Below are 23,279 nucleotides of genomic sequence, written 5' to 3'. Positions count from 1 at the left end.
ATGTGGATGCAGATACTGGGGGCCCTGGGCCTCTTCCTCATAGGCATGTGGATGATGACCGAGGGACTGAAAGTCGCCGGCGGTAAGGCCCTTGAACAGCTCCTTGGTCAATGGATTTGTAATCGGCGCAGAGGCTTTGTTGCCGGCGTATTAGTCACCGGAATGGTACAGTCATCCAGTGCAGTAACGGTTGCCACCATCGGTTTTATCAATGCGGGACTGATGACCTTTTCACAATCTGTATGGGTCATATTTGGCAGCAATGTCGGTACCACCTTCACCGCCTGGTTAGTAACCATAATTGGCTTCAAGCTGGATTTCACCGCCATTACCCTGCCCCTGATTGGTATTGGTGCACTAATGAAAGTGTTTTCCCCCCGTGTCAGGGGACAATCGCTGGGTATGGCGCTGGCCGGTTTTGGCTTGCTGTTTATGGGGATAGCCTCTTTACAGCAAAGCTTTTCAGGGATTCAAATCGCCCCAGACCGTATGATGCAGTTTGTAAACAGTCCGGTACTGATTGGTCTGACCCTGGGTATTGTGCTGACCATTGTGACCCAATCATCCAGTGCCGCTCTGGCTATTATTCTTACCGCCTCAGCCACAGGCATAGCTCAATTAGAAATGTCGGCAGCGGCGGTTATCGGTGCAAACATCGGTACCACCTCGACGGCCATCATATCCGGTTTTGGTGCTTCCAGCAGTGCCAAGCGACTGGTACTGGCCCATATTCTTTTTAACTTGCTGACCGGTGCTGTGGCGCTGTTGGTGCTGCCGGTACTGCTGTGGTCGGCAGGTGATTATCTGACAACTCAGGCCAATGCCTTGCCCATGACTCTTGCAATCTTTCATAGTGGCTTCAATATTCTCGGAGTACTGCTAATGCTTCCGGTTGAGCCCCACCTTTCCAGGTGGTTACTCAAACGCTTCAGAGGAGATAAGCATCGTCACAATGAACTGGACGCCAATATTGCCTCTATGCCTGAATTAGCCCTTGGAGCACTGTTTAAGCAAATAGGGCATATTCACTATCAGACCCGCTCACTGAAGATTACCCTGGTGGAATCAGAGCCAAAGCTTAGTGAACTTTCGGAAAAGATTAGTCAGGCAAAAGAGTTTGTTGCCAAAGCCAGTCGTAATACCCTGACCGAAGCACAAAGTGCTGAGTTTGAAATTGCACTAGCCACCCTGCATGGTTTATCTACCGCCATTCAGTCTTATCGGGATTTCGCTGTACAATCCAGTACTGACGACACCCTGTTCTCTTTTCTTCCCGAAATTGGCGTTTGGCTTGGCAAGCTGCAGCAATATGTTTCGGACACAGAACAAAACAACGCTGAACACTGGCAACAACTGAATCAGGATTACCAGCAATTACGCCTGTTTATGATGCGCACTTGTGTCGCCCAGAAATTGGATCTGAACCGATTAGAGCGCAGCCTGAACGGACTGAGCAGTATTTTACGTTTTGTGCGGCGTTTAAACGAAGTCAAAGAGCAACTTCAGCTTCATGACGAGCAGGAAGAGTCATGGGCTAAAGAGCAATAGCTTTCTTATGCCCACCTAGTAATCATGTTTCTTAAGCCACTCGTTTAGCAGCTTGATTTGCCCACAACGATAGGCTGCATAGGTTACGCGTAACGCGTTACTGAGTAGCTCACTGTCTGTCCAGCCACTTTTCTCGGCCAGTTCCTGGTAACACTGCATGGCTTTAGGATTAACATAGCCTCTGACTTCTTTGCGGCCTTTTTCTTTCTGACGTTCGCGGAATCGCCGCTGCTTTTCTGCGTTCGCATTGGTGTTTTTCATCTTAAATCGGGATTCTTTAGCTATCAGATTGGTAGATATTACCACTCTGCCACAACCGATACCTGTACAGTATTGATTGGATAAACAAAAATATCACTGTTCAGAGTTGTTTGGCGCACGAGTGTTCGCTAAATTAAGGCGCTCAATTACCCCTAACCATAAGTGAAATATGACACTCAAACAATCCAGCTTTTCCCGAGAAGATTTGCTCGCCTGTAGCCGGGGCGAATTGTTCGGCCCAGGTAACAGCCAATTGCCCGCTCCTAACATGCTGATGATGGACAGAATCACCAGCATTTCTGAGCAGGGCGGAGACTACGATAAAGGACATATCATTGCCGAGTTAGATATTTCACCGGACCTGTGGTTTTTCGATTGTCATTTCCCCGGCGATCCTGTGATGCCTGGCTGCCTTGGTCTGGATGCCATGTGGCAGCTGGTTGGTTTTTTTCTGGGTTGGTGTGAGGGCCCGGGTAAAGGCCGCGCACTGGGCGTAGGTGAGGTGAAATTCACAGGTCAGATTCTTCCAACTGCGAAAAAAGTGACTTATAAAATTCATATGAAGCGTGTTATTAAGCGCAAGCTCTTCATGGGTATGGCTGATGGCATTGTTGAAGTGGATGGCAGGAAAATCTACGAAGCAAAAGATCTCAAAGTCGGCTTATTCCAGGACACCAGCAATTTCTGACCGTTTCTGTTACCCTTAAAACGTTAAAAGCCCCTACGGGGCTTTTTTTACGAGATGACGGACTAGCGATTAACTAACCCTATACTTCGGTCTTCCTGAGCGGCTCGCCACCCTCCTAACCATTGAGAGCGGCTATCCATTGTCTGATAAGGGCAAATTTCTTTGGAACGACCTGATATGCCTGCCTGATAGCCTTTAGCATGAGCACGGGAAAGTTTATCTCTTTTCTGTCTTTTCATTTAGATACCTCATCCGTAGAGTTTGAAGTTGTGATCATTGCGACCACACTTATGTGATAGAGGATCTGTACCAATGGTTCAATATAACTTCCTTGCAGTACTTATTGACATTATTTAACTGACTGAATTGTTATGACATTTTCCTTACATTATTTTGTAATAGTTCTGTCATAAATCGATGTGTATGGAATATATTGTTAAATCAAAAAGATAGGATGCAAAAACAAAAAAGCCTCTGTTTTTCAGAGGCTTTTTTATCAGGTAATCCTGCAACTTGTTTAGGTGACATCCATTGCAAGTCTTTCTGCGTGATTATGACTGGTAACGGCGTCTCAGTCCCACCATGGTCATTAACGCCAGCAGTAACCAGCCTATGCCGGCGCCCTGGCGTTCTTGTTTGTCGTCCGTCTCTTCACAGTCATCAGGGCTGCCTCCCGGAACAGGTACAAGTTTTACCGTCATTACTGTTTCTTCAGCGATCTGATTGCCGTCGTCGTCCAATTGCGGTTCCCCGGTAATGTCTTTTCTGACACCGGTAACGGTAGCCAATGCTGCAATTTCACCGTTGTTATTAATGCTATGGGCCTGAACCAGAGTATAAGGCGCGTCACAGCCGATTAAATCATTGAGATTTTCAAAACGCTGCTCATCAATATCATACAAAAATGCGTGACGTCTGCGGGTAGAACTGCCTATCACCGAGTCAACTTCCCCCTCGCCCACAACCTGTCCCTGATCATTAATGTCCCTTGCGATACTGGCTGAGCCAGGGAAGAAATCATCCGGAAACACCAGCTCTTCTGAATCAAGGTCATAGACAAAAAACTTGGTCCGGTCAAAACCATTTATCGTTTTAATCGCATAACCTACAACCTGATTCTGATTGTTGATTGCAGTGGCAGTACTTAGGGTGTTATTGCGGTTTAAAGAGCTCAGGGAGTAATCTTCCTGATCCGCAAACGCCATGACTTCGCCCTCTTTGAATATTGCCGCATAATTACGTACAACATTATCCCGGAAAGGATTCAGGTGGCTGGTTTCACCAACGGCTATACCCTGCTCGTTGACATCTACAGCTCGGCTGACATAAACCCCGGTGTCTTCTTCATCTGGCTGATAGCTGATACCGTAGCGGGTTTGCCCATTGATATTGCCCTCAGCGTCCAGTTGCCAGACATTGGCACGGGTCTGAAAAAACCTGTTCAGAGCACGATTGTAATTCGATTCAAGACTTCTCACGGCATCGTTGTAACAGACTTCGGCCGGAAAATCGCCCCGGGTCTCTTCATCATTACAATCCTCCAGCGTATCCAGCAAAATATCATTCGCTTCTGTGGACACAGTGCCGGCTACGAGATAATTGTCAGTAATGGCCCTGGCCTGGCTGAAACCACCCAGTGATGTCTCTTCCGGAGAAAGCTCAACCAGCTGACCGTTAATTCTGACAAAACCGCGACTGCTGAATTCCCGTGCTACATAGGTCAGGGCTTCATCGTCCTCATTAACCCATGGAAACTTAGTGTATGGCGCACTGCCATATCCGGCTACATCACCCTGGCTGTTGATATCGGTCACAAAAGTATCAACGCTGCGACTGAGTTCCTCCATATCGGCATCGACGATATCGAAACCAGTTTCTTCTGTGCTGCCGGTTCCATTGGCGAGGTAACTCTGTATTGAGCCCAGTTTTTGGTACAGCAGATTAGCAGGCACGCTGCCAACCAGAAAACGGTAAATAATCACCAAATCTTCTTCACTGATCTGACCGTTCTCTACTGCATCAGGGTCATTCAACTGATCCCGCAGGGCATCGTTCTCTTCAAGGTTTAACAGGCTGATATCAATGGGCGGGTTAAATGGCGTTTGTACCAGTATACCGGTCTGCCCCTGTTCATTAATTGCAGCGGCAAAGCTGGAAACACCTTTATCCGTGGCGTCCAGTTCAACAACCTCATAACTGGCCGCAGAGACTCCAAGGCTGAGACATGTCAGGGCTAATGTGGAAAAAGGGTATAGTCTTGTTTTTGTCATCTGTGATCCTGTTTTACTGCAAGCACATTTCCGTCTAGGACATGCTATCTAATTCTTCCCACCTGTCATAGGCTTGTTCCAACTCACTCTGAGTATTGGCAAGCTTCTCAAGCAGGCTGGCGGTTTGTTCCGGTTCCTGTTTAAAGAAATCCGGGCTGTTCACACGCTGCTCCAGTTCAGCAACCTGTTGTTCAAGCTGTTCTATCTTCAGCGGTAACTTCTCAAGCTCAAGCTGAAACTTATAGGATAATTTCTGCCCTTTGCTGGCAGAAGGTCTGGCCGTTGGACTTTGCGCTTTGCTATTAGTTTCCGCTGCTGGTCTATTTTGTTGGCTGTACCACTGATTAATCTCGGCATAGCCGCCAACAAATTCCTGGATCTTGCCCTGCCCTTCAAAATAGAGACTGGACGTGACCACATTATCCACAAACTCCCGATCGTGGCTGACCAGAATCAATGTACCGGGGTACTGACTGAGGGTTTCTTCCAGTAACTCCAGAGTTTCTACATCCAGGTCATTGGTTGGCTCATCAAGAATCAGCAGATTACTGGGTTTAGCCAGTAGCTTTGCCAACAACAACCGGTTACGCTCGCCCCCGGACAACGAATGCACCGGCGCCTGTGCACGGTCCGGGGCAAACAGATAATCCTGCAGATAACTGATCACGTGACGGGTACGGCCATTGATGGTCAGCTCTTTCTTGCCATCGGCCACCGCATCCACAACGCTGACATTCTGATCCAGTGCCACCCGATGTTGATCAAAATAGGCCAGATCAAGGTTAGTGCCCTGACGTACGCTACCGGAGTCCGGCTGCAGTTTACCAAGCAATAAGCGGATCAGGGTACTTTTACCACAACCATTGGGACCCACCAGTGCCAGTTTGTCACCCCGCAACAGGCTGAAATCCAGATCACGGACAATCGGCTTGCCCTCAATAGCATAACTGAGCGCTTTGGCTTCAAAAACCAGTTTGCCCGATGATTGACTGTCAGCCAGGCTGACTTTGGCTGTACCCTGAACCTGTCGGCGCTGAGCGTGCTCTTTACGCAGGGCTTTGAGCGCCCTGACCCGGCCCTCATTACGGGTCCGACGGGCCTTAATTCCCTGCCGGATCCAGCGTTCTTCTTCTGAGAGCTTTTTATCAAACAGGGCATTGTGGCTTTGCTCAATCGCCAGATCTTCAGCTTTCTTATCCAGATACTGCTGATAGTTACCCGGATAACTGGTGAGCTGTCCCCGGTCCAGATCCAATATGCGGGTAGCAATATTACGAATAAAGGCACGGTCATGGCTGACAAACACCACGGTGCCGTTGAAATCCATCAGCACTTTTTCCAGCCACTGAATACTCTGCACATCCAGATGGTTAGTAGGCTCATCCAGTAGCAGGATATCCGGTGCTGTCACAAGCGCCCGGGCCAGGGCCGCCTTGCGCCGCCAGCCACCTGAGAGGGATGACAGGGCTTGTTCGCCGTCGAGCTCCAGTTGAGTCAGCACCTGAGTAATACGCTGCTCAAACTGCCAGGCGTTGAGATGATCCAGCTCAGACTGCAACTGTTGCATGCGGTTAAGATTTCGTTCACTAGGATCGCTGGCCACCTGTGCGGTGATATGAAACCAGGCTTTGAGTAATTCGCCGGACTCCGCCAGCCCCTCAGCCACATAATCAAATATACTCATCTGCACTGACTGCGGCGGATCCTGTTCAAGACGCGCAATGATGGTCTCTGCTGCAACAATGCGCTGGCCATCATCCAGGTGCATACTGCCTTCAATAATTTTTAATAAGGTAGATTTTCCACAACCATTACGCCCCACCAGACACACCCGTTCCTGTGGCTGGATGACCATTTCAACATGATCCAGCAATGCCTGGTGGCCAAAGGCCAGTTGCGCGTTTTTTAACTGCAGTAAACTCAAGATAGAAACTCTTTTAGTGTAGCGGTATCAAAAGGCCAGTTAAGCTCAGCATCAGCGGCGTTTTTCAATACCGGAATACGGTAACGATATTGCTCATACAAGGCATCATCATAGGCAATATCTATCTTTTTAATGTGCATCTCTGGTGCCATGGCCAGCACCAGCTCCTCGGCCTGCTCACACAAGTGACAGCCCTCGGTACTGTATAAAAGCACGCTAGTTTGCATGACGAATAACCCAACAATGGTGAATCTTGGGATTTCGTTTAAAATCCTCCGGCAAGGTCCGTGCACTGATATTCTCAGCCTGCAACCCCATGGCCCGGAGCCCGTCTTCATCAAGCCTGAAGGAGCGCAGATTATTGGAAAACACGATTTCCCCACCGGGCCTGAGGCAGGCCTGTGCATCGCCAAGTAAAGCCAGATGGTCCCGCTGTACGTCCCAGGTATCCTGCATGCGTTTAGAATTGGAAAATGACGGCGGATCGATAAAAATCAAATCGTATTTACCATTGTGCTCGCGCAACCATTGCAGGCAATCCTCCTGCAAAAAGCGATACTGATACACGTTACTCAGTTTATTCAGCTCAAAGTTACGCTTAGCCCACTCCAGATAGGTCTTTGACATATCCACTGTGGTGACGGATTTGGCCCCGCCCAGCGCCGCCTGCACCGACACCGCACCGGTGTAGGCAAACAAATTCAGCACATCCTTGCCTTTGCTGCGCTGTTTGACCATTTCGCGGGTAGTGCGGTGATCCAGAAACAGCCCGGTATCCAGATAATCTTTAAGATTGACCCAAAAACGCGCGCCATTCTCCCACACTTGCAGATACTCTTTTTCTGTGGCGATTTTCTGGTATTGCTCTTTTCCCTTTTGCTGTTGACGCACCTTCAGCACAATCTTGTCACTGTCGATATTCAATACCGATGGCAGCTGCATCAGCGCATCCATCAGACGCTTACGGGTTTTGCTTTCGGGAATATCTTTGGGTGCCGCATACTCCTGCACTACCACCCAGTCAGCGTAGATATCAATGGCCAGATTATACTCTGGTAAATCAGCGTCATAAATGCGGTAACAGTTACTGTCGAGCTGCTTAAGCCAGCCTTTGAGACGACTCAGGTTCTTTCGTAACCTGTTAGCAAAGTCACTACCGGCAGGCGCCTGCTCACGTATTTCGCAGTTTTTCTCATCCAGGTTGTAATTAACCAGCTGGCATTCGAGCTTGCCGTTATAAAGCTGATAAGTCTTATTGGCAAGGAGCTTCATCTGACGCAGCAGGTCACGGTTAGAGGTCAGCAGTGACAGTTTCCAGCCTTTAAAATGCTGCTTGATATGCAGCCCCCAGTTGGCGAACAAACCGAGCAATTGGGTCAGCTCACCCAGGCGCTCACCATAAGGAGGATTAGACACCAGATAGCCAGGTTCGGTCTCATCACAACGCCACTGCAGCGCATCCTGATTTGAAAATACAATGTCCTGGGCAACACCGGCGGCACCGGCATTCTGTTTTGCCAGCGCAACCATAGCGGCATCGATATCATTGGCAAAAATGGGGGTACTGCAGGCACGTTGCTGCACTTCGGCCTGGCTGACAAGATCCTGCCAGATTGCATCCTGGTGCTTTTTCCAGCGACTGAAACCCCAGTCCCTCCGGGATAATCCCGGAGCAATATTACAGGCTATCAGGGCCGCTTCTATGACCACCGTTCCTGCGCCGCACATGGGGTCAGCAATCACCTGGCTCTGGTTCTTAATCCAGCCACTACGGTATAACATGGCCGCCGCAATATGTTCTTTTACCGGAGCACTGCCGGCCTTCAGGCGATAATGACGCTGATGCAGACTGTGACCACTCAGATCCAGATAGATACCCAGGTTCTGTCGCCACAAGCGACACTGAATGCGCAAATCCGGATGCTCTTTGCTGACATTGGGACGGCGCTCATAGAGTTCCTGAAACTGATCCACTATGGCATCTTTAACTTTTACCGCACCAAACTGACTGTTGTTTATCGCCCTGTTGGTACCGATAAAATCGACCACAAAGCTTTGTGTCACATCCATTTGCAATGACCAGTTGATACTGCTGGCTAACTTGTAGAGCTGCTCTGCGTCATTGATCTCGCCTTCAGCCAGCGTCAGCAATACCCGGTTGGCCAGCCTCGACCACAGACAGATACGATAAGCCTGCTCGAGCTCTCCTTCAAACAACACCTGACCAGGCTTGGATTTCAGACTCAAATCCGGACAGAGTTCTGCAATTTCCTGCATCAGCAGTTCATCCAGACCCTTGGAAGTTGTTATCAAAAAAGCGTACATGCCGTGCCCGTTAAAAATCAAAGGCAGGGATTATAAGGGAAATGATGTCTTTTGTATGGATCAATTTTTATCACTGAGGAGAATACCAATCCACACAGATAATTGCTCTGTCAGAGCAGATTGGCACAACAACTCCGAGCTGTGATACTCAGGCTCGTTTTAACTGTGGGTATTGTTCCAGGCAAGGTAGCAAACAATCCGGTGTAACCCGGATAAGCTCAAACTGTTTCATTGTTTTACCCTGACGAAGCTCAAGTTCAGGGCTCAATAGCATGCACAGGCAACTGCTGGGCTTTTCTTCGACAACCCAGACTCTGGCTTCTGAGGTTGCGGTGGTCAGGTATGCAAGGTGATGATAATGGCCCGGATTGTTGTGACGATTAAAGAACCAGCTTTTTGGCATCAGCGGCTTATGGAATCTCAGGGCTGCACAAATATTCAGCGCCAACTGAGTCTTTAGCGCAGCCGAAAAGGTCGTGCATGTCAATTCAAGCTCACGGGCAACTAGAGAATAATGCTCAAGGTCCTGCAGGTCGAAATCTGCCGCCTTGACGGGAGAGCGATTGAGCACCTTGTATGCATAAGGTGTTGTAAACTGCATTTCGCCCATAGACAGCGACAAGCAGCCATGTTGTGAATCATAAAACCAATACCAGTTTGTATCAGGTTGCAGCATACCGGGCCCTCCATCGCTTATTATTGTCTTCCCTGAACATACACCTAACCATCTATTTTTATTAATATTTTTTTATAATAGTGGGAAAGGATCGCGGCGGGATCCTTATAAGGATTTAAGGATCCTGGCGATCAGTTCAGGCCCCTGATAGATCAAAGAGGAGTAGATCTGGATCAGATCCGATCCTGCGTTCATGCGGGCTTTTGCTGTCTCGGGTGAATCGATACCGCCGACACCAATAATTGGCATATTACCCTGCAGCGCCTTACTGAGTTTGCTGACGATCATCTGACTCTGGTCTGTCAGTGGCGATCCACTGAGTCCCCCACTCTCCTGTGCATATTGCTGCCCCTTAACCTTTTCGCGGCTGAGGGTGGTATTGGTGGCAATCACACCATCCATGCCACTTTGCATCAGTGAGCGGGCAATATCCTGTAATTCTTCATCGCTGAGATCCGGGGCAATCTTTACCAGTATCGGAACATACTTACCATGGCGCTGGGCCAATTTATCCTGCTGTAGTTTCAGACCACGCAACAATGAGTCCAGGGCTTCGCCGTATTGCAGATTTCGCAGGCCGGGTGTATTCGGTGATGAAATATTGATGGTGACATAGCTGGCATGGTTGTAGACCTTGTCCAGACACAGAATATAATCATCCAGTGCGCGCTCTTCGGCTGTGCTTTTGTTCTTACCGATGTTAATGCCCAGAATGCCCTGATATTCCGCCTGCCTGACCTGCTCTACCAGATAGTCAACCCCTTTGTTGTTAAAGCCCATACGATTGATGATGGCCTGAGACTGGGGTAAGCGGAATAATCTGGGTTTATCATTACCAGGCTGAGGTCTGGGCGTAACAGTGCCGATTTCGATAAAGCCAAACCCCATGGCAGCAAAAGCGTCAATACATTCGCCATTTTTATCCAATCCGGCGGCCAGTCCCAGCGGATTGGGGAAGTTCATACCCAGTACCTGAACCGGTTTTGGCGGCAACTTTTGTGCATACAATCTGTTTAACAAATTATGCTGGCTGTGTTTTAAAAAGCCCATACTGACATCGTGGGATCTCTCGGCATCAAGACTGAACAATAACTCTCTGAGAAACGTATACATGGGCGCTGTATCCACCTGTTATTGATTAATTTGGATTGCAGTTACAGGAACGAGATCACCGGAAATCCGTTCCTGACATTTCCGGCATACCGTCCTTCCCTGGACATCGCCGGGGAATGTTCCCTACAACCCCGGCATACCGTCCTTTTGAATCAGGCATCCTGCCTTTATCAAAAGTCCAGCTGCGGCATCCATGCCTGCGCGCTGGTCATTAAAAATGCTTCGCATTTTTCTGGCATTCCCAGCCCCTGGACATAAAAAAGCCCCGGTAAAACCGGGGCATTATATACAAAAAATCCTGTTAAAACCTAAGAGCAGTTGAGACTGAGCAGCATCAACTCACGCAATGCCACAGAGAATTTGGCGAACTCATGGGTGCTGCTGGTCTTAAACTCAGACATCATGTGATACCAGCGTTCCAGCAATACCTTATGGGCTTCCATCCAGTTATCCAGAATCGCCTGGGCGTCTTTATTATCCGGCTCAAACTTCAACAGTACTGAGGTAATGGCCCGTTGCTGCCAGTCCAGTTCTTCGCGGTAAGAGGCTCTGGCCAGTGCCTGCCAATGATTGCTCACGGACTGACGGTTAATTTGATCCAGGAACCAGTGCAATTGCAGCTTGTTACCCAATCTGTAATAGAGACTCGCGACCAGCGCCACCGGCTTACCCTCATTGGCAGCAATCTGGGCCAGATCCAGGCAGGAAAACAGATTGCTCAGGCTACCGACTTTATAGGCAATATTGTCAGGTACGCCACCTTTAGTCAGTTTAAGCGCTTTGTTTTCCAGTTCCTTGTATTCCTCTTCTACCAGATAATTCTGCAGATTCTTACTCAGGTCATCAAAGGTACTGCGGTAAAACTCCACCGACTCATCAATCGCCATGGCTTTATTACCATGACGCAGGTACCAGCGTGAGGCGCGACGCAGCGTGCGGCGCATATCATCAAGCATACTCAGCAACACATCGCTGGTGATTTTGTCTTCAAGCTTTTCAATATCCCGCCACAGGGTTTCCATGCCGAAAATACCCTTGACCACAGAATAGGCATTAACTACCTCGGAAATAGTGGCGCCGGTCTCTTCCTGCAGCCTGAAGGCGAAGTTTAGGCCCATATCATTGAGCATATTATTGGTCAGCTTAGTGGCAATGATTTCGCCGCGCAGCGGATGCTGAGTCATTTGCTCCGAGAACCTGTCCTGCAGAGGTTTAGGGAAGGCGCTGATCAGCAATTTTGCATGATAAGGGTTATCCGTAACCTCCGGAATGTTCAGTCTTTCTTTCAGTACCATCTTGCCGTAAGCCAGCAATACCGACATTTCCGGCCGGGTCAGCCCTTTATCGGAGGCCTGACGTTCAGACAGTTCATCATCGGAAGGAATAAACTCCAGTTCGCGGTTCAGGTTCCCCTCTCGCTCCAGCCCATGGATAAAGCGCAGTTGCTCTTTGAGTCGATCTGCACCGCCCAACTCGTCAATAGAGATAGACTGAGTCTGACGCTTACAATCCTGCAATACGATTTGCGCCACATCATCGGTCATGTCATAGAGCAGCTTATTACGCTGTTTGAGCGTCAGTTCACCGTCCTGCACGAGGGTATTCAGCAATATCTTGATGTTAACTTCGTTATCTGAGCAGTCCACACCACCGACATTATCGATAAAGTCGGTATTCATGCGTCCGCCATTTGCGCAGTACTCAATTCTGCCCAGTTGCGTAAAACCGAGGTTACCGCCCTCTCCTATTATTTTTGCTTTGACCTGATTACCATTTACCCTCAGATCATCATTGGCACGATCACCCACATCGGCATGCGTTTCCTTGCTGCCTTTCATGTAGGTGCCGATACCGCCGTTCCAGATCAGATCCACCTGCATTTGCAGGATGTTTTTGATCAGTTCGCTAGGTGTCATGGTCTGCTGTTTAGTACCCAGCCACTTTTTCATTTCCGGGGAAAGCTTGATCGACTTGTCAGCCCTTGAAAATACGCCACCTCCTTTGGAGATTAACGATTTGTCATAGTCTGCCCAATTCAGTGACGTGTCCTTAAACAGGCGTTCCCGTTCTTTGTAGCTGCTGGCTGCATCGGGATCGGGGTCAAAGAAAATATGCATATGGTTAAAGGCCGCCACCAGGCGAATGTGCCTGGATAACAACATGCCGTTACCAAACACATCACCGGCCATATCGCCGATGCCGACACAGGTAAAGTCAGTGGTCTGACAGTTCACACCCATTTCCAGGAAGTGGCGTTTAACTGACTCCCATGCACCCCGTGCGGTAATACCCATGCCCTTGTGGTCATAGCCAACACTGCCTCCCGATGCAAAGGCATCACCCAGCCAGAAGTTATACTCTTCAGCAATACCATTGGCGATATCGGAAAAGGTCGCGGTGCCCTTATCGGCTGCAACTACCAGGTATGGGTCATCTTCATCCAGTCTGACCACATTCTCAGGATGCACCACTTCACCCTGAACAATATTGTCAGTGATATCCAGTAATGAGCGGATAAATATCTTGTAGCAGGCTTTACCTTCTTCGAAAATCGCCTGGCGCCCTTCACCCACAGGCAGGTTCTTACATACAAAGCCGCCCTTGGCGCCCACTGGCACGATGACGGTGTTTTTAACCTGCTGGGCCTTGACCAGTCCCAGTACCTCGGTGCGGAAGTCTTCCTGGCGATCGGACCAGCGCAAACCACCACGGGCGACTTTACCCCCGCGCAAATGCACCCCTTCTACCCTGGGCGAATAGACGAAAATCTCGAATTTCGGCAGTGGCAGTGGCATTTCCGGGATCAGTTCCGGCAGCAGCTTGAAGGAAATATAGGATTTGTCATTGCCCTGCTCGTCGGCCTGATAAAAGTTGGTTCTCAGGGTGGCCATAATCATATCCAGATAACGACGGATAATACGGTCATCATCAAGATTAGAGACGTTGTCCAGGCTCTCTTTGACTTTTGTCAGCAAGGCCTCTTCTTTTTTCTCTGAACGTTTGATTTTAGGGTCAAAACGCTGCTCGAACAGGTTTACCAGCAATATTGCAATACCAGGGTATGCATCCAAAGTGCGAGCAATATAGTTTTTACTGAAGGAACTGCCTGTCTGGCGCATATATTTGGCATAGGCGCGCAAAATGGTGACCTTGCGACCGGGTAAGCCAGCGCCCAGCACCAAACGGTTAAAGGCATCATCTTCCAGTTGTTGGTACCAGACTTTTGAGAAGGCGTCCTGGAACAATTCCTGCGCCTGCTCCAGGCTCATCTTGTTGCTGGCCGTGTGCAACATGGAGAAATCCATAATCCAGTTGACGCTGCCGTCACTGGCCTTCACCTGGTAGGGACTTTCATCGATGACCCGCAGACCAAAATGCTCCAGCATCGGCAGTACCGCAGACAAATGAATGGGCTGATTACGGTGGAACAACTTCAGTTTAACCGCTTCACTGTCAGCTGATTCTTCCTGCGGCCTGTAGAACAACATATCCAGGGTGTGGGTATCGGTCAGGCTCTCGATTTTCTCAATATCCACTACTGTAGTGGTGGGCAGATTATGCTCTTTATAGCTGCGGGTGAACGCATTGAGATATTTTTCATCCAGCTGCTTGCCGCGGGCTTCACCATATGTACTTCTCAGTGCACTGCTGAGTTTGTCTTCCCAACGCTTGCTGAGCTCGATGATATTCTTTTCAATTTCCTTCACATTAATTTCCACATTGTTATTTTTCACCCTGACGATGTAATGGGTGCGGGCATACACAGACTCAGAGAAATAGGTGGTGAACTCCACGTCCTGATCACTATTAAAGGACTTTTGCAGCAGCGCCTGGGTTTCTTTACGTAACTGGGTGTTGTAGCGCTCTCTGGGCACAAACACCATGCAGGAATAAAAACGTCCGAACACATCCCGGCGCATAAACAAGCGTGAGATGCCGCGCTCCTGCATCTGAAAAATGCCCAGGGCAATCTTACCCAGTTCTGACTCATTAGCCTGAATCAGTTCGTCACGGGGGTAAGTCTCCAGAATATTCAGAAAGGCCTTGTAAGCATGTGAGGTCTTGTCGAAACCTGAGTTATCACACATGCGGGCAATTTTGTCTTTGAGAACGGGAACTTCATAGGCTCCGGCATTGTAAAAGGCGGAAGAATACAAGCCGATAAAGCGATGCTCCCCTACTACATTACCCTGCTTATCAAACTCCTTGATACCGATGTAATCCATATACGCCGGGCGATGCACCCTGGATTTGGAATTGGTTTTGGTCAGAATCAGGGGATTCTCACTTAAGGTTTCCTGCTGTGCAGAAACCGGCAGTTTGGAAAGCAATCGTTCCCTGTTGCTGACAGAGTTCTTCATTAATCCCAGACTCGAATCATTGTCCGCGATCCAGCGATGATCCCCTTCGATGGCTTTGGCCTGATAATGGCGATAGCCCATCAGGGTAAAGTTTTCATTGCTGATCCAGCGTAAAAAAGCATGGGTTTGTTTTTGCGCTTCCTGCCCCGCCGGACAAGGCTGTTTGTCATACCCGGCGATAATTTCCTTGAGCTGATTCTTCATCGGCATCCAGTCAGACACCGCCAGTTGAACCTCATCCAGCACCGAGTGCAGCTCTTTCTCAATATCCTGCAGCGCTTTCTTACTGGTTTGCCGGTCTACCTCGATAAGGAAAATCGTTTGCTTGCCATGACCTTCTTTTTTTGTATCAAGAAGGCTTTCAACCATATGCTTTTTATCCCGCTTAACGGCGATGGGACTGTGCAGCAACAAATGGGCAGTAATACTCAGACGGTTGATGGCCATTCTGACTGAGTCCACCAGAAACGGCATGTCTTCAGTGATGATCTCAATGATAGTGTGTGAAGACTGCCAGCCATGCTTGGATATTTCAGGATTGAATACGCGGATGAATGGCTCGCTGTCATGATAATCAGAGAACTCATTCCACAAGCTCAGACTGGCCCCATAAAGATCGCTGTCGACACGATTTTCCAGGTCATCACGGGAGATGTTATTAAATAGAATTCTGGCAAACTGCTCCACCAGTTGCGCCTGCGTTTTATCCACTTTCTTACGAATCAGTGTGTAAACATTATCCAAAAGTACAGAGTGCTGGTTATCAACCGTCATTTTTCTACCTTGTTATGCAGACTTTGTAGGGCTAAAGAACTGAGTTCTTTAGATTTTAGGCGTATTCTCGCTGATTACTGCGGGCTTTGAAAGGCCCTGACAGGGGTTAACAAAGACAACAAAAATAGATATGCAGGGAGCCAGGATAAAAATAACGCTATGCAGGCTGTATGGGGTTCGGTAAATTTTCACCAATCTGTTCAGAACTGATAGCTATCCGTCGCTAAAAGCCTTAATTGTGCGTCATTCAGACTACCGCCTGAAAACAAAAGCCCGACCGCAGAATCTTTCCGGGCCGGACTTTGTTGCATAAAAAAAATGTGAATTATTTTCGCACTTTTTTATCGCTGTTCTGTTTATACCAGAATACAGAAGCCAAAGCGGGCAATACCACGATGGCTCCAAGCATATTTACCACAAACATAAAGGTCAGCAATATCCCCATATCCATCTGAAATTTGAGGCTGGAGAACACCCAGGTACTGACACCAATGGCCAGGGTGATGCCGGTAAACAGCACCGCACTGCCCCTTTCTTTAAGCGCATCAAAATACGCCTGACGAACCGGCATACCACTTTTAAGCTTCTGACTCATAGTTGACAGAATGTAGATACCATAGTCGACACCAATACCAACCCCAAGGGCAATCACCGGCAAAGTGGAAACCGTTAAACCAATTTGTAGTTTGGTCATCAATGCCTGTGCCAGCACGGATACCACATAAAGAGGAATGACCACTGACAAGGTTGCGCGTAATGATCGGAAACTGAGCAGACACAACAGAATCACCGCACCAAATACGTAAGCCATCATTGGGTTCTGAGCTGCTTTAACGGCTTCGTTAGTGGCCGCCATCACGCCCACTGGCCCGGATGCCAGTTTGAACTGTAAATCCTCACGCTCATACTGCTGACGGTATTCTTTCACCGCATCAACGACCCGGTTGATGGTTTCCGCTTTATGGTCATCCATAAACAGAATCACCGGCATCACCGAGCAATCACCATTGAGCAGACCGGACGAGGTGTCAACACGGGAAATAGCCTGAACCATGGTTTGCTGGTTTCTCGGCAACACCCGCCACTTGGGATTACCCTCGTTATAACCGGCATTGATCAGTTTAGCCACAGAGGCCAGACTCACGGTAGATTGTACCCCGGGAACATTTTCCATCTTCCACTGGAACTCATCAATATCACTCATAATCTGATGTGAAGTACAGGCTGATGCGGTGGTTTCTACCAGCACTGACAAATAATCCACGCTGATGGCATACTTATCGGTGATCAGGAAGGTATCCTGATTATATCTGGAATCTTCATGCAAAGCCGGAGCGCCGGCATGCAAATCGCCGATCTTCATCTGGCTCGACTGATACCAGCCATAAGCGAACAACAAAGCCACCAATACCAGAATGACCTTAGCCACATTTGGGCTTGAACATTTCGAAATGGTTTCCCAGAAGTGGTCTGAACGCTTTTCCTTATTGGCAAACTTAGCTTTGTATTTATCGCCAAGCTTCACATAAGACATTAACACCGGCAGTAAGATGAGGTTAGTGAGAATAATCACTGCCACACCTAAACTGGCCGTGATGGCCAGCTCTCTGATGATGCCAATATCAATGACCAGTAAAGTCATAAAGCCAACAGTATCTGACAGCAGTGCAACGCCACCGGGGATCAGCAGAGTGCGGAATGCCATCTGTGCACCGGATTTGGCACTGTGCCCCATCACCACCTGCTTACCGACCGAATTAATCATCTGCACGCCATGGCTGACACCAATAGCAAAAACCAGGAATGGCACCAGAATCGACATAGGATCCAGACCAAAGCCCAGTAAGGTAACCAGACCCATTTGCCAGATCACCGCAATAATCGAGCAGGCTAACGGCAACACGGTCAGCAACAGAGATTTACAGAAGAAGTACACCATCACGGCCGTAATAGCGATAGCAACGGCAAAAAACAGCAATACATCCTTTGCGCCATCTGCCACATCACCCACCATCTTGGCAAAGCCAATAATATGGATGCTTATTTCGTCGTCTTCGTATTGACCTCTTAGTTGCTCTTCGAGATCCGCAGCAAACGCAAGGGTATCCAGTTGTTCACCGGTTTGCGGATCCAATTCCAGCAGCTGGGCATTGACCATAGCGCACTGGAAATCATCGGACACCATTCGTCCGACAATACCCGCCTTACTGATATTCTGGGATACCAGATCAAGCCCCCTGGGATCGGAAGCTGAAAAATCAGCCGGGATCACCGGCCCCCCGGAAAAGCCCTCCTCAACAACCTCAGTAAAACGGGTCGAGGCACTGTAAAGTGACTTAACCTGAGAACGATCGACTCCCGGAATAAAAAATAACTGATCATGAACTTCTTTCAGGCGATTGAAAAAGGTTTCATTAAAAATATCCGAATCTCTGTCACACACCGACACCAGAATGCTATTGGCCCCACCAAAATTTTTCTGGTGCTCCATGTAGGTCTTCATATAACTGTGGTTCAACGGAATATTCTTGGTAAACGCGGCATCCAGGCGCAGGTTAGTAGCCTGCAACAATAGATATCCGGTAAACAATGCAAACAGTGCAATGACCCAGCCTCTGTGCCTGAAGATAACCAACTCTAAAAAATCTATCAGCTTTGTCATAATTGCACTCTACTTCTGCAGTTCCTGGATCCCGGCTTCTGTAACCACCAGGAGTTTATCGTTAAACAGCACAGCATTGACCAGCGCTTCTTCGTCGTCGGTCTGCTCGGCTCTGAGTGGCTCTTCCAGCCACAAATAATAGCCCTTGTTAGCAACAATCAGCGGCGCTTTACCTTCGATACGGACAATTGAGTTCAGGGTTGAACTGATACCGGTTTCAATCTCCTGCCACTGCTCATCAACATATTCAAACAGATTCCCGCGCAGGCCCGCAGCGAAGATCCGGCCATCTGTCATTTGCTGGATATCAAAAAAGGAACCGTAGTAATCCACATCCATGCGTTGCCAGCTTTGTCCCTTATCCTCACTGACAGCCAGCGTTCCGGCTTCTCCTGCAAGTAACAGTTTGTCACCGGCAACAGAAACGCGGTTCAGATGGGGTAAAATCGCTTCCATTTCGCTTTCATAGAGATTTATGTCCTCCTCCTTAAGGGATTCAAGGTATTCCACATCCATCTCATTCAGCAAAGAGATATGGGCTTCCTTATTCCAGCTTTGTCCACCATCCTCTGTCCGGTAGAACAGACCGTAGGCACCAATAGCAATACCATGGCGATCATCGAAAAACAGAACATCCATTAAAGGTTTTTGTAGTTCCGGTTCAAAATTCTGAATCTGCCAGCTTTCTCCACCATCGTCGCTGTACAGAATCACGGCATCATGCCCCACCACCCAGATATGATTATCGCGGGCAAACACTGCAGTCAGCGTAGCAGTTACCGGTACCTGCTTTTGCTGCCAGCTCTGGCCATCCTCAGAAATCAGAATATGCCCCCGCTCACCGACAGCGATAAGCCGCTGTGTTTGTCCTATCTGGCTGATATCCAGTAACAGGGACTTATTTGCCAGAGGGGCCTGAAATGAGGCTTGTGGGGTGACATCTGAGGTTGCCGTAGTACTGAAGATTAAAACGGCGGCGAAGAGAGGCAATATGTTTTTTTTCATAGAATTTCGCACGGTTGAGAAACTCATCACTAAAACTCCGGAAGAGTTCTAGCGCAGCTTCAGCTAGCCCGCAAAGCGGGTGAGTCTCACTGGATGAGACCAACAAAAACGGTTGGCATTGCCAACCGTTTTATACCATTTCCACTCAGGAGTTGGTAACGACAGTTATCTTATACCTGAGCGGCGCAATGCCTGTGGCGTAAAATCCCTGTCACTTGGTTTAATAGTAAAATCATACATCTGAGTTTCATTATCCAGACCCAGCGCCAGATAACGACGAGAGTTCAGATCATGATACACATCCAGTGTAGACCATAGGGCAGGCACTTCGTAATAGTTTACTGCGTATGCCATTGCCACCCGATATAACTCGTTACGGTTATCATACATATCGGCTACCAGAATCTGCCAGCTGTCCTCATCAATATAGAACACCCGCTTCTGATATATATGACGGTACTCATCTTTGAGGTTCGCTTCGACTACCCACACCCGGTGCTTTTCAAAACGGGTCAGATCAGGATTGATATGTCCGGGCTTGAGAATGTCGCTATAAGTAACGTCATCACTGTGAAGCTCGTAGTTGTTATACGGAACATATAACTCCTGTTTGCCTTTGAGCGTCCAGTTATAGCGATCAGGAGCGCCGTTAAACATATCGAAATCATCGGTAGTTCTCAGACCATCAGCCGCTGTGCCCGGTGCATCGTAAGCGATATTCGGTGCTTTACGCACGCGGCGCTGACCGGTGTTATAGGTCCAGGCCTGGCGCGGTTCGCGCACCTGATCCATGGTCTCATGTACCAGCAACGCAGTACCCGCCAGTCTGGCCGGCTCGGTAATACTCTGCTTGAACTTCATCAGTACATTTTCTTCTACCAGTTTTTCCGGGGTAACCCCCTGCTCCGAGTACTTAATCATCAGAACATCATCAAAACCGATAAGATTATAATCACCGGCGGCAGTGGGGGCGGCCTGACCGCCATAGCGCTGAATGGCTTCGCCACGATAGCGCAGAATATGGTTCCAGATAGCTTCCAGGCCGTTTTGCGGAATCGGGAAAGGAATGCCCATTGCCGCATTCTTTACGCCGTTACCACCTTCTACCAGCTCTGCGCGGGTCGCATTTTCTTTGGTAGCTTCATAGACAAACTCTGGTGCTGATGCACTGCGACGGGTCTCATAAACCGGAATTTTAAAGGTATCCGGATAGGTTTCGAACAATTTTTTCTGACCTTCAGACAACAACTCAGCGTGTTCTGCCATATTGGATGCAGTGATCTCAAACAACACCTTATCACCGGGGTACGGATCGGGGTGGTGATCGCCAACAGAATATCCTGCCGGGGGTTCGGTGATACCGCCATTCCACGCAGGGATGCTGCCATCCGCATTCGCTGACTTTTCGCCACCAAGTGGCATCAGCTCTGTACCTAACTTTGCCGCTTCTGCTTCTGAGACTTTAGCCTGGGCCAATGAGCTACTGATAACCAGACTCAATGCCGTTGCGACTAGGGTTAACTTTTTCATTTGCTACGACTCCCTAGATTGAATATTTGATGTTGAAGGATACGAAGTCCCGGTCAGACAGCGAGTTAGTTGTACCTACGCCACCCCAGAAGGAATTCAGTGAGAAACTGGCAGACCACTTACTCAGGTAGTCAAAATCCAGAGATATACTGGAAGACTTTCTGTCTTCAATAAACAGGAACAGTGGATCCGGAGTAATGCCGTCAACGTCATGGGCAAATGTCGCCCTCACTGACATGTTGACACCGGAAAACACGTTATTGTAATCGGCCTTAGCCAGCAATCTGTAACCCCAGGCGTCGTCCGTCGGGAAAGGATTGGTTTCCGGGCCATTCGACAAGCCTATATGCAGACCTTCCTTACCGGGAATCGGACCACTTCTGGAGGTTCCCGGGCCGTTCAGTCTGAGCAACGCCGGATCCGGCATATCGTGTACGTTGACATAACCGACTTCACCCAACACCACCAGATTATCTGTGCCTAATGTAGGGCCGAATAAGTGCGTGGCAGTGAACTGTATCTGGGTAGTATCAGAAAAAACAGCGCCAGGTGCTGTCTCGCCCGGGCCTACCGTATAACCAAGGTAATCATTTAACTGAGATATACCTGCCAGGTCAGGTCGCAGACCTGCATTGGCAAGCTGCTGTGGCATACCAGCGTACAGGAGTTCAACATCATCGATCTGCAGAGGCTCGTCCTGACGGTAAGCGATTTCACCGGCCAGAGCTGTTTCACCCACCTGCGTGTTGAAACTGATACCATAAAGTTTAATGTCTTCCGGATACTCGAACTCGGCCTTAGTGAAAGCACGCAAATCGGTGATATTATCTTTAGTAATCTGATTGGCTGCCAGATAAGCCAGGTCAGCCCCAATACCAGCCTGAGTGAAGTCAGACGCGATACCGGAGATCAATGGCCGCTGGCTATGATAGTTAATATGGTAGAAACCAAACTCAGTATCATTCAGCGCTTCTGAATAGTAAGACAACTTGATGCCGTACTGGCCCTGATCATCGGCATCATTGTGCGCCTCATCACTGTATCCGCGCACTGCTACTTTAGTCGGAAATGCCAGGTATGCCTGTGAAATCTGGCTGGCGTCCGCGCCTGCACGCAGGCCGTCGCCGAGCCCATTAAGGCTCATCAGCAGGAAATTCAGGTCGATATCAGGGTTACCGGTAAAGCCTAACTGCACGTTGGCTGACTGACCGCCCTCCCCGGCAAAATCGTTGGTGGCAAAATAGCTGCCGGCCTGAGGCAGACGACTTTTTTCCCACTCATACTGATAGTACATGGACAGGCCCATATTATTGGTCAGGCCAAACTGCGCAAACACCATACCAACCGGTATAAAGACTTCTTTCAGTTCTGCACCGGGCGCCTGAGCCCTGGTGACATCCACAGGATTGATCGTGTTGATACCGTGCTGAATAAAGGTACTCTCACCCCAGCTTACGACCTGATTCCCGACACGCAGGGAAACCGGTACATCGCCCATATAGAAATCGTAATAGAAGAATGCATCCAACAGACGGAAGTCGCGGCACAATTCATCTTTGGCTTCAGGGTCGCTACAAGGGTCATAAGGCTCGTTAAAACCAGCCTGAGCGGAGACCGGATTTTTCCAGGCGCGATCGCCGTCCATCAGTTCGAAATCGTAGAAATACATCGCCCGGGCAAAGAACCCCATGTCTTTGTAGGTGATATTCAGATCGTGACTGCCCTTAAACTGAGTCGAGAAGGGTTCCCATGGATCAAAATTGAGGTTGCCGTTATCGCCGTTAGTTGAATAGGCCCCATCGGCCTGGGCCCAGATATCGGCTGAGGAATACACCACATTAGTCGTGCCGTTATAGCCTGTCCAGTCGAACTTCGGATGATTACTGTTACCTATCAGACTGAAGTCCCGTTCTTCAATCCGGTAGCTAGCACCGAAAGAAAAATTGGAATCTAAAGTAATAGACACATCACCGACATCCCAACTGGCAGCCATTGCAGGAGCCATTGCCCCCCCAAGCAGTGCGGCAATGCCAATTGCCAAAGGTGTCTTGTTAAATATGCGCGGCCTGTTATTCATTTTTTATTCTCCCCTGAACCTGCAGCAATGTGTTTTATGTCCCACTGCAGATGCTTTTGCCTCGG

The 23,279-nt window shown here is 48.8% G+C and carries 15 protein-coding genes; 2 read left to right on the top strand and 13 right to left on the bottom strand.

Annotation, left to right across the window (positions count from 1 at the left end):
• The first annotated feature begins 6 nt into the window (after positions 1–6).
• Positions 7–1,548, top strand: a complete 1,542-nt coding sequence (locus AT746_RS09585; protein WP_197414353.1) for a Na/Pi cotransporter family protein — start codon at positions 7–9, stop codon at positions 1,546–1,548.
• Positions 1,549–1,563: 15 nt separating this feature from the next.
• On the opposite strand, the gene AT746_RS09580 is transcribed toward AT746_RS09585, so the two are convergent.
• Positions 1,564–1,809 (bottom strand): hypothetical protein, encoded by a 246-nt coding sequence (locus AT746_RS09580; RefSeq protein ID WP_062479709.1) that lies wholly within the window; start codon positions 1,807–1,809, stop codon positions 1,564–1,566.
• 169 nt (positions 1,810–1,978) lie between these two features.
• Here AT746_RS09580 and fabA point away from each other — a divergent pair, with 169 nt between their 5' ends.
• Positions 1,979–2,497, top strand: a complete 519-nt coding sequence (fabA, locus tag AT746_RS09575) for a 3-hydroxyacyl-[acyl-carrier-protein] dehydratase FabA (protein ID WP_062479707.1) — start codon at positions 1,979–1,981, stop codon at positions 2,495–2,497.
• Between the two features lie 62 nt (positions 2,498–2,559).
• On the opposite strand, the gene rmf is transcribed toward fabA, so the two are convergent.
• From rmf to AT746_RS09520, 12 genes are all read right to left on the bottom strand, one after another.
• Positions 2,560–2,736, bottom strand: coding sequence for a ribosome modulation factor (gene rmf / locus AT746_RS19640; RefSeq protein ID WP_082633216.1), 177 nt, complete (start codon positions 2,734–2,736; stop codon positions 2,560–2,562).
• A 312-nt stretch (positions 2,737–3,048) separates the two neighbouring features.
• Positions 3,049–4,767 carry a DUF3466 family protein gene (locus AT746_RS09570; RefSeq protein ID WP_062479705.1) on the bottom strand — a complete coding sequence of 573 codons (1,719 nt, stop codon included), beginning with the start codon at positions 4,765–4,767 and terminating at the stop codon, positions 3,049–3,051.
• Positions 4,768–4,801: 34 nt separating this feature from the next.
• Positions 4,802–6,691 (bottom strand): ABC transporter ATP-binding protein, encoded by a 1,890-nt coding sequence (locus AT746_RS09565; protein WP_062479699.1) that lies wholly within the window; start codon positions 6,689–6,691, stop codon positions 4,802–4,804.
• Positions 6,688–6,918 carry a glutaredoxin family protein gene (locus AT746_RS09560; RefSeq protein ID WP_062479695.1) on the bottom strand — a complete coding sequence of 77 codons (231 nt, stop codon included), beginning with the start codon at positions 6,916–6,918 and terminating at the stop codon, positions 6,688–6,690. The genes AT746_RS09565 and AT746_RS09560 overlap by 4 nt, the downstream gene beginning before the upstream one ends.
• Positions 6,908–9,016 carry a bifunctional 23S rRNA (guanine(2069)-N(7))-methyltransferase RlmK/23S rRNA (guanine(2445)-N(2))-methyltransferase RlmL gene (gene rlmKL / locus AT746_RS09555; RefSeq protein WP_062479687.1) on the bottom strand — a complete coding sequence of 703 codons (2,109 nt, stop codon included), beginning with the start codon at positions 9,014–9,016 and terminating at the stop codon, positions 6,908–6,910. Before rlmKL ends, AT746_RS09560 begins: the two co-directional genes overlap by 11 nt.
• Positions 9,017–9,164: 148 nt before the next feature.
• Positions 9,165–9,692: a cell division protein ZapC domain-containing protein gene (locus AT746_RS09550; RefSeq protein WP_062479685.1), complete on the bottom strand. Its 528-nt coding sequence runs from the start codon at positions 9,690–9,692 to the stop codon at positions 9,165–9,167.
• 105 nt (positions 9,693–9,797) lie between these two features.
• Positions 9,798–10,805 carry a quinone-dependent dihydroorotate dehydrogenase gene (gene pyrD, locus AT746_RS09545; protein ID WP_062479683.1) on the bottom strand — a complete coding sequence of 336 codons (1,008 nt, stop codon included), beginning with the start codon at positions 10,803–10,805 and terminating at the stop codon, positions 9,798–9,800.
• Positions 10,806–11,113: 308 nt separating this feature from the next.
• On the bottom strand, positions 11,114–15,940 hold the full coding sequence (locus AT746_RS09540; protein WP_062479681.1) for an NAD-glutamate dehydrogenase: 4,827 nt from the start codon (positions 15,938–15,940) through the stop codon (positions 11,114–11,116).
• 325 nt (positions 15,941–16,265) lie between these two features.
• Positions 16,266–18,602 (bottom strand): efflux RND transporter permease subunit, encoded by a 2,337-nt coding sequence (locus tag AT746_RS09535; protein WP_062479679.1) that lies wholly within the window; start codon positions 18,600–18,602, stop codon positions 16,266–16,268.
• A gap of 9 nt (positions 18,603–18,611) precedes the next feature.
• The gene (locus AT746_RS09530; protein WP_082633400.1) at positions 18,612–19,607 is read right to left on the bottom strand and encodes a WD40/YVTN/BNR-like repeat-containing protein; all 996 of its coding nucleotides are present in this window, start codon (positions 19,605–19,607) and stop codon (positions 18,612–18,614) included.
• Between the two features lie 165 nt (positions 19,608–19,772).
• On the bottom strand, positions 19,773–21,137 hold the full coding sequence (locus tag AT746_RS09525) for a DUF1329 domain-containing protein (RefSeq protein ID WP_062479675.1): 1,365 nt from the start codon (positions 21,135–21,137) through the stop codon (positions 19,773–19,775).
• Positions 21,138–21,150: 13 nt separating this feature from the next.
• Positions 21,151–23,214 carry a DUF1302 domain-containing protein gene (locus AT746_RS09520; protein WP_062479673.1) on the bottom strand — a complete coding sequence of 688 codons (2,064 nt, stop codon included), beginning with the start codon at positions 23,212–23,214 and terminating at the stop codon, positions 21,151–21,153.
• Positions 23,215–23,279 lie beyond the last annotated feature (65 nt).

The sequence above is a fragment of the Lacimicrobium alkaliphilum genome (genome assembly GCF_001466725.1).
Lineage (GTDB): Bacteria > Pseudomonadota > Gammaproteobacteria > Enterobacterales > Alteromonadaceae > Lacimicrobium > Lacimicrobium alkaliphilum_B.
Note: the sequence above shows the minus strand (reverse complement) of the source record. Positions and strands in the feature narration are given on the sequence as shown.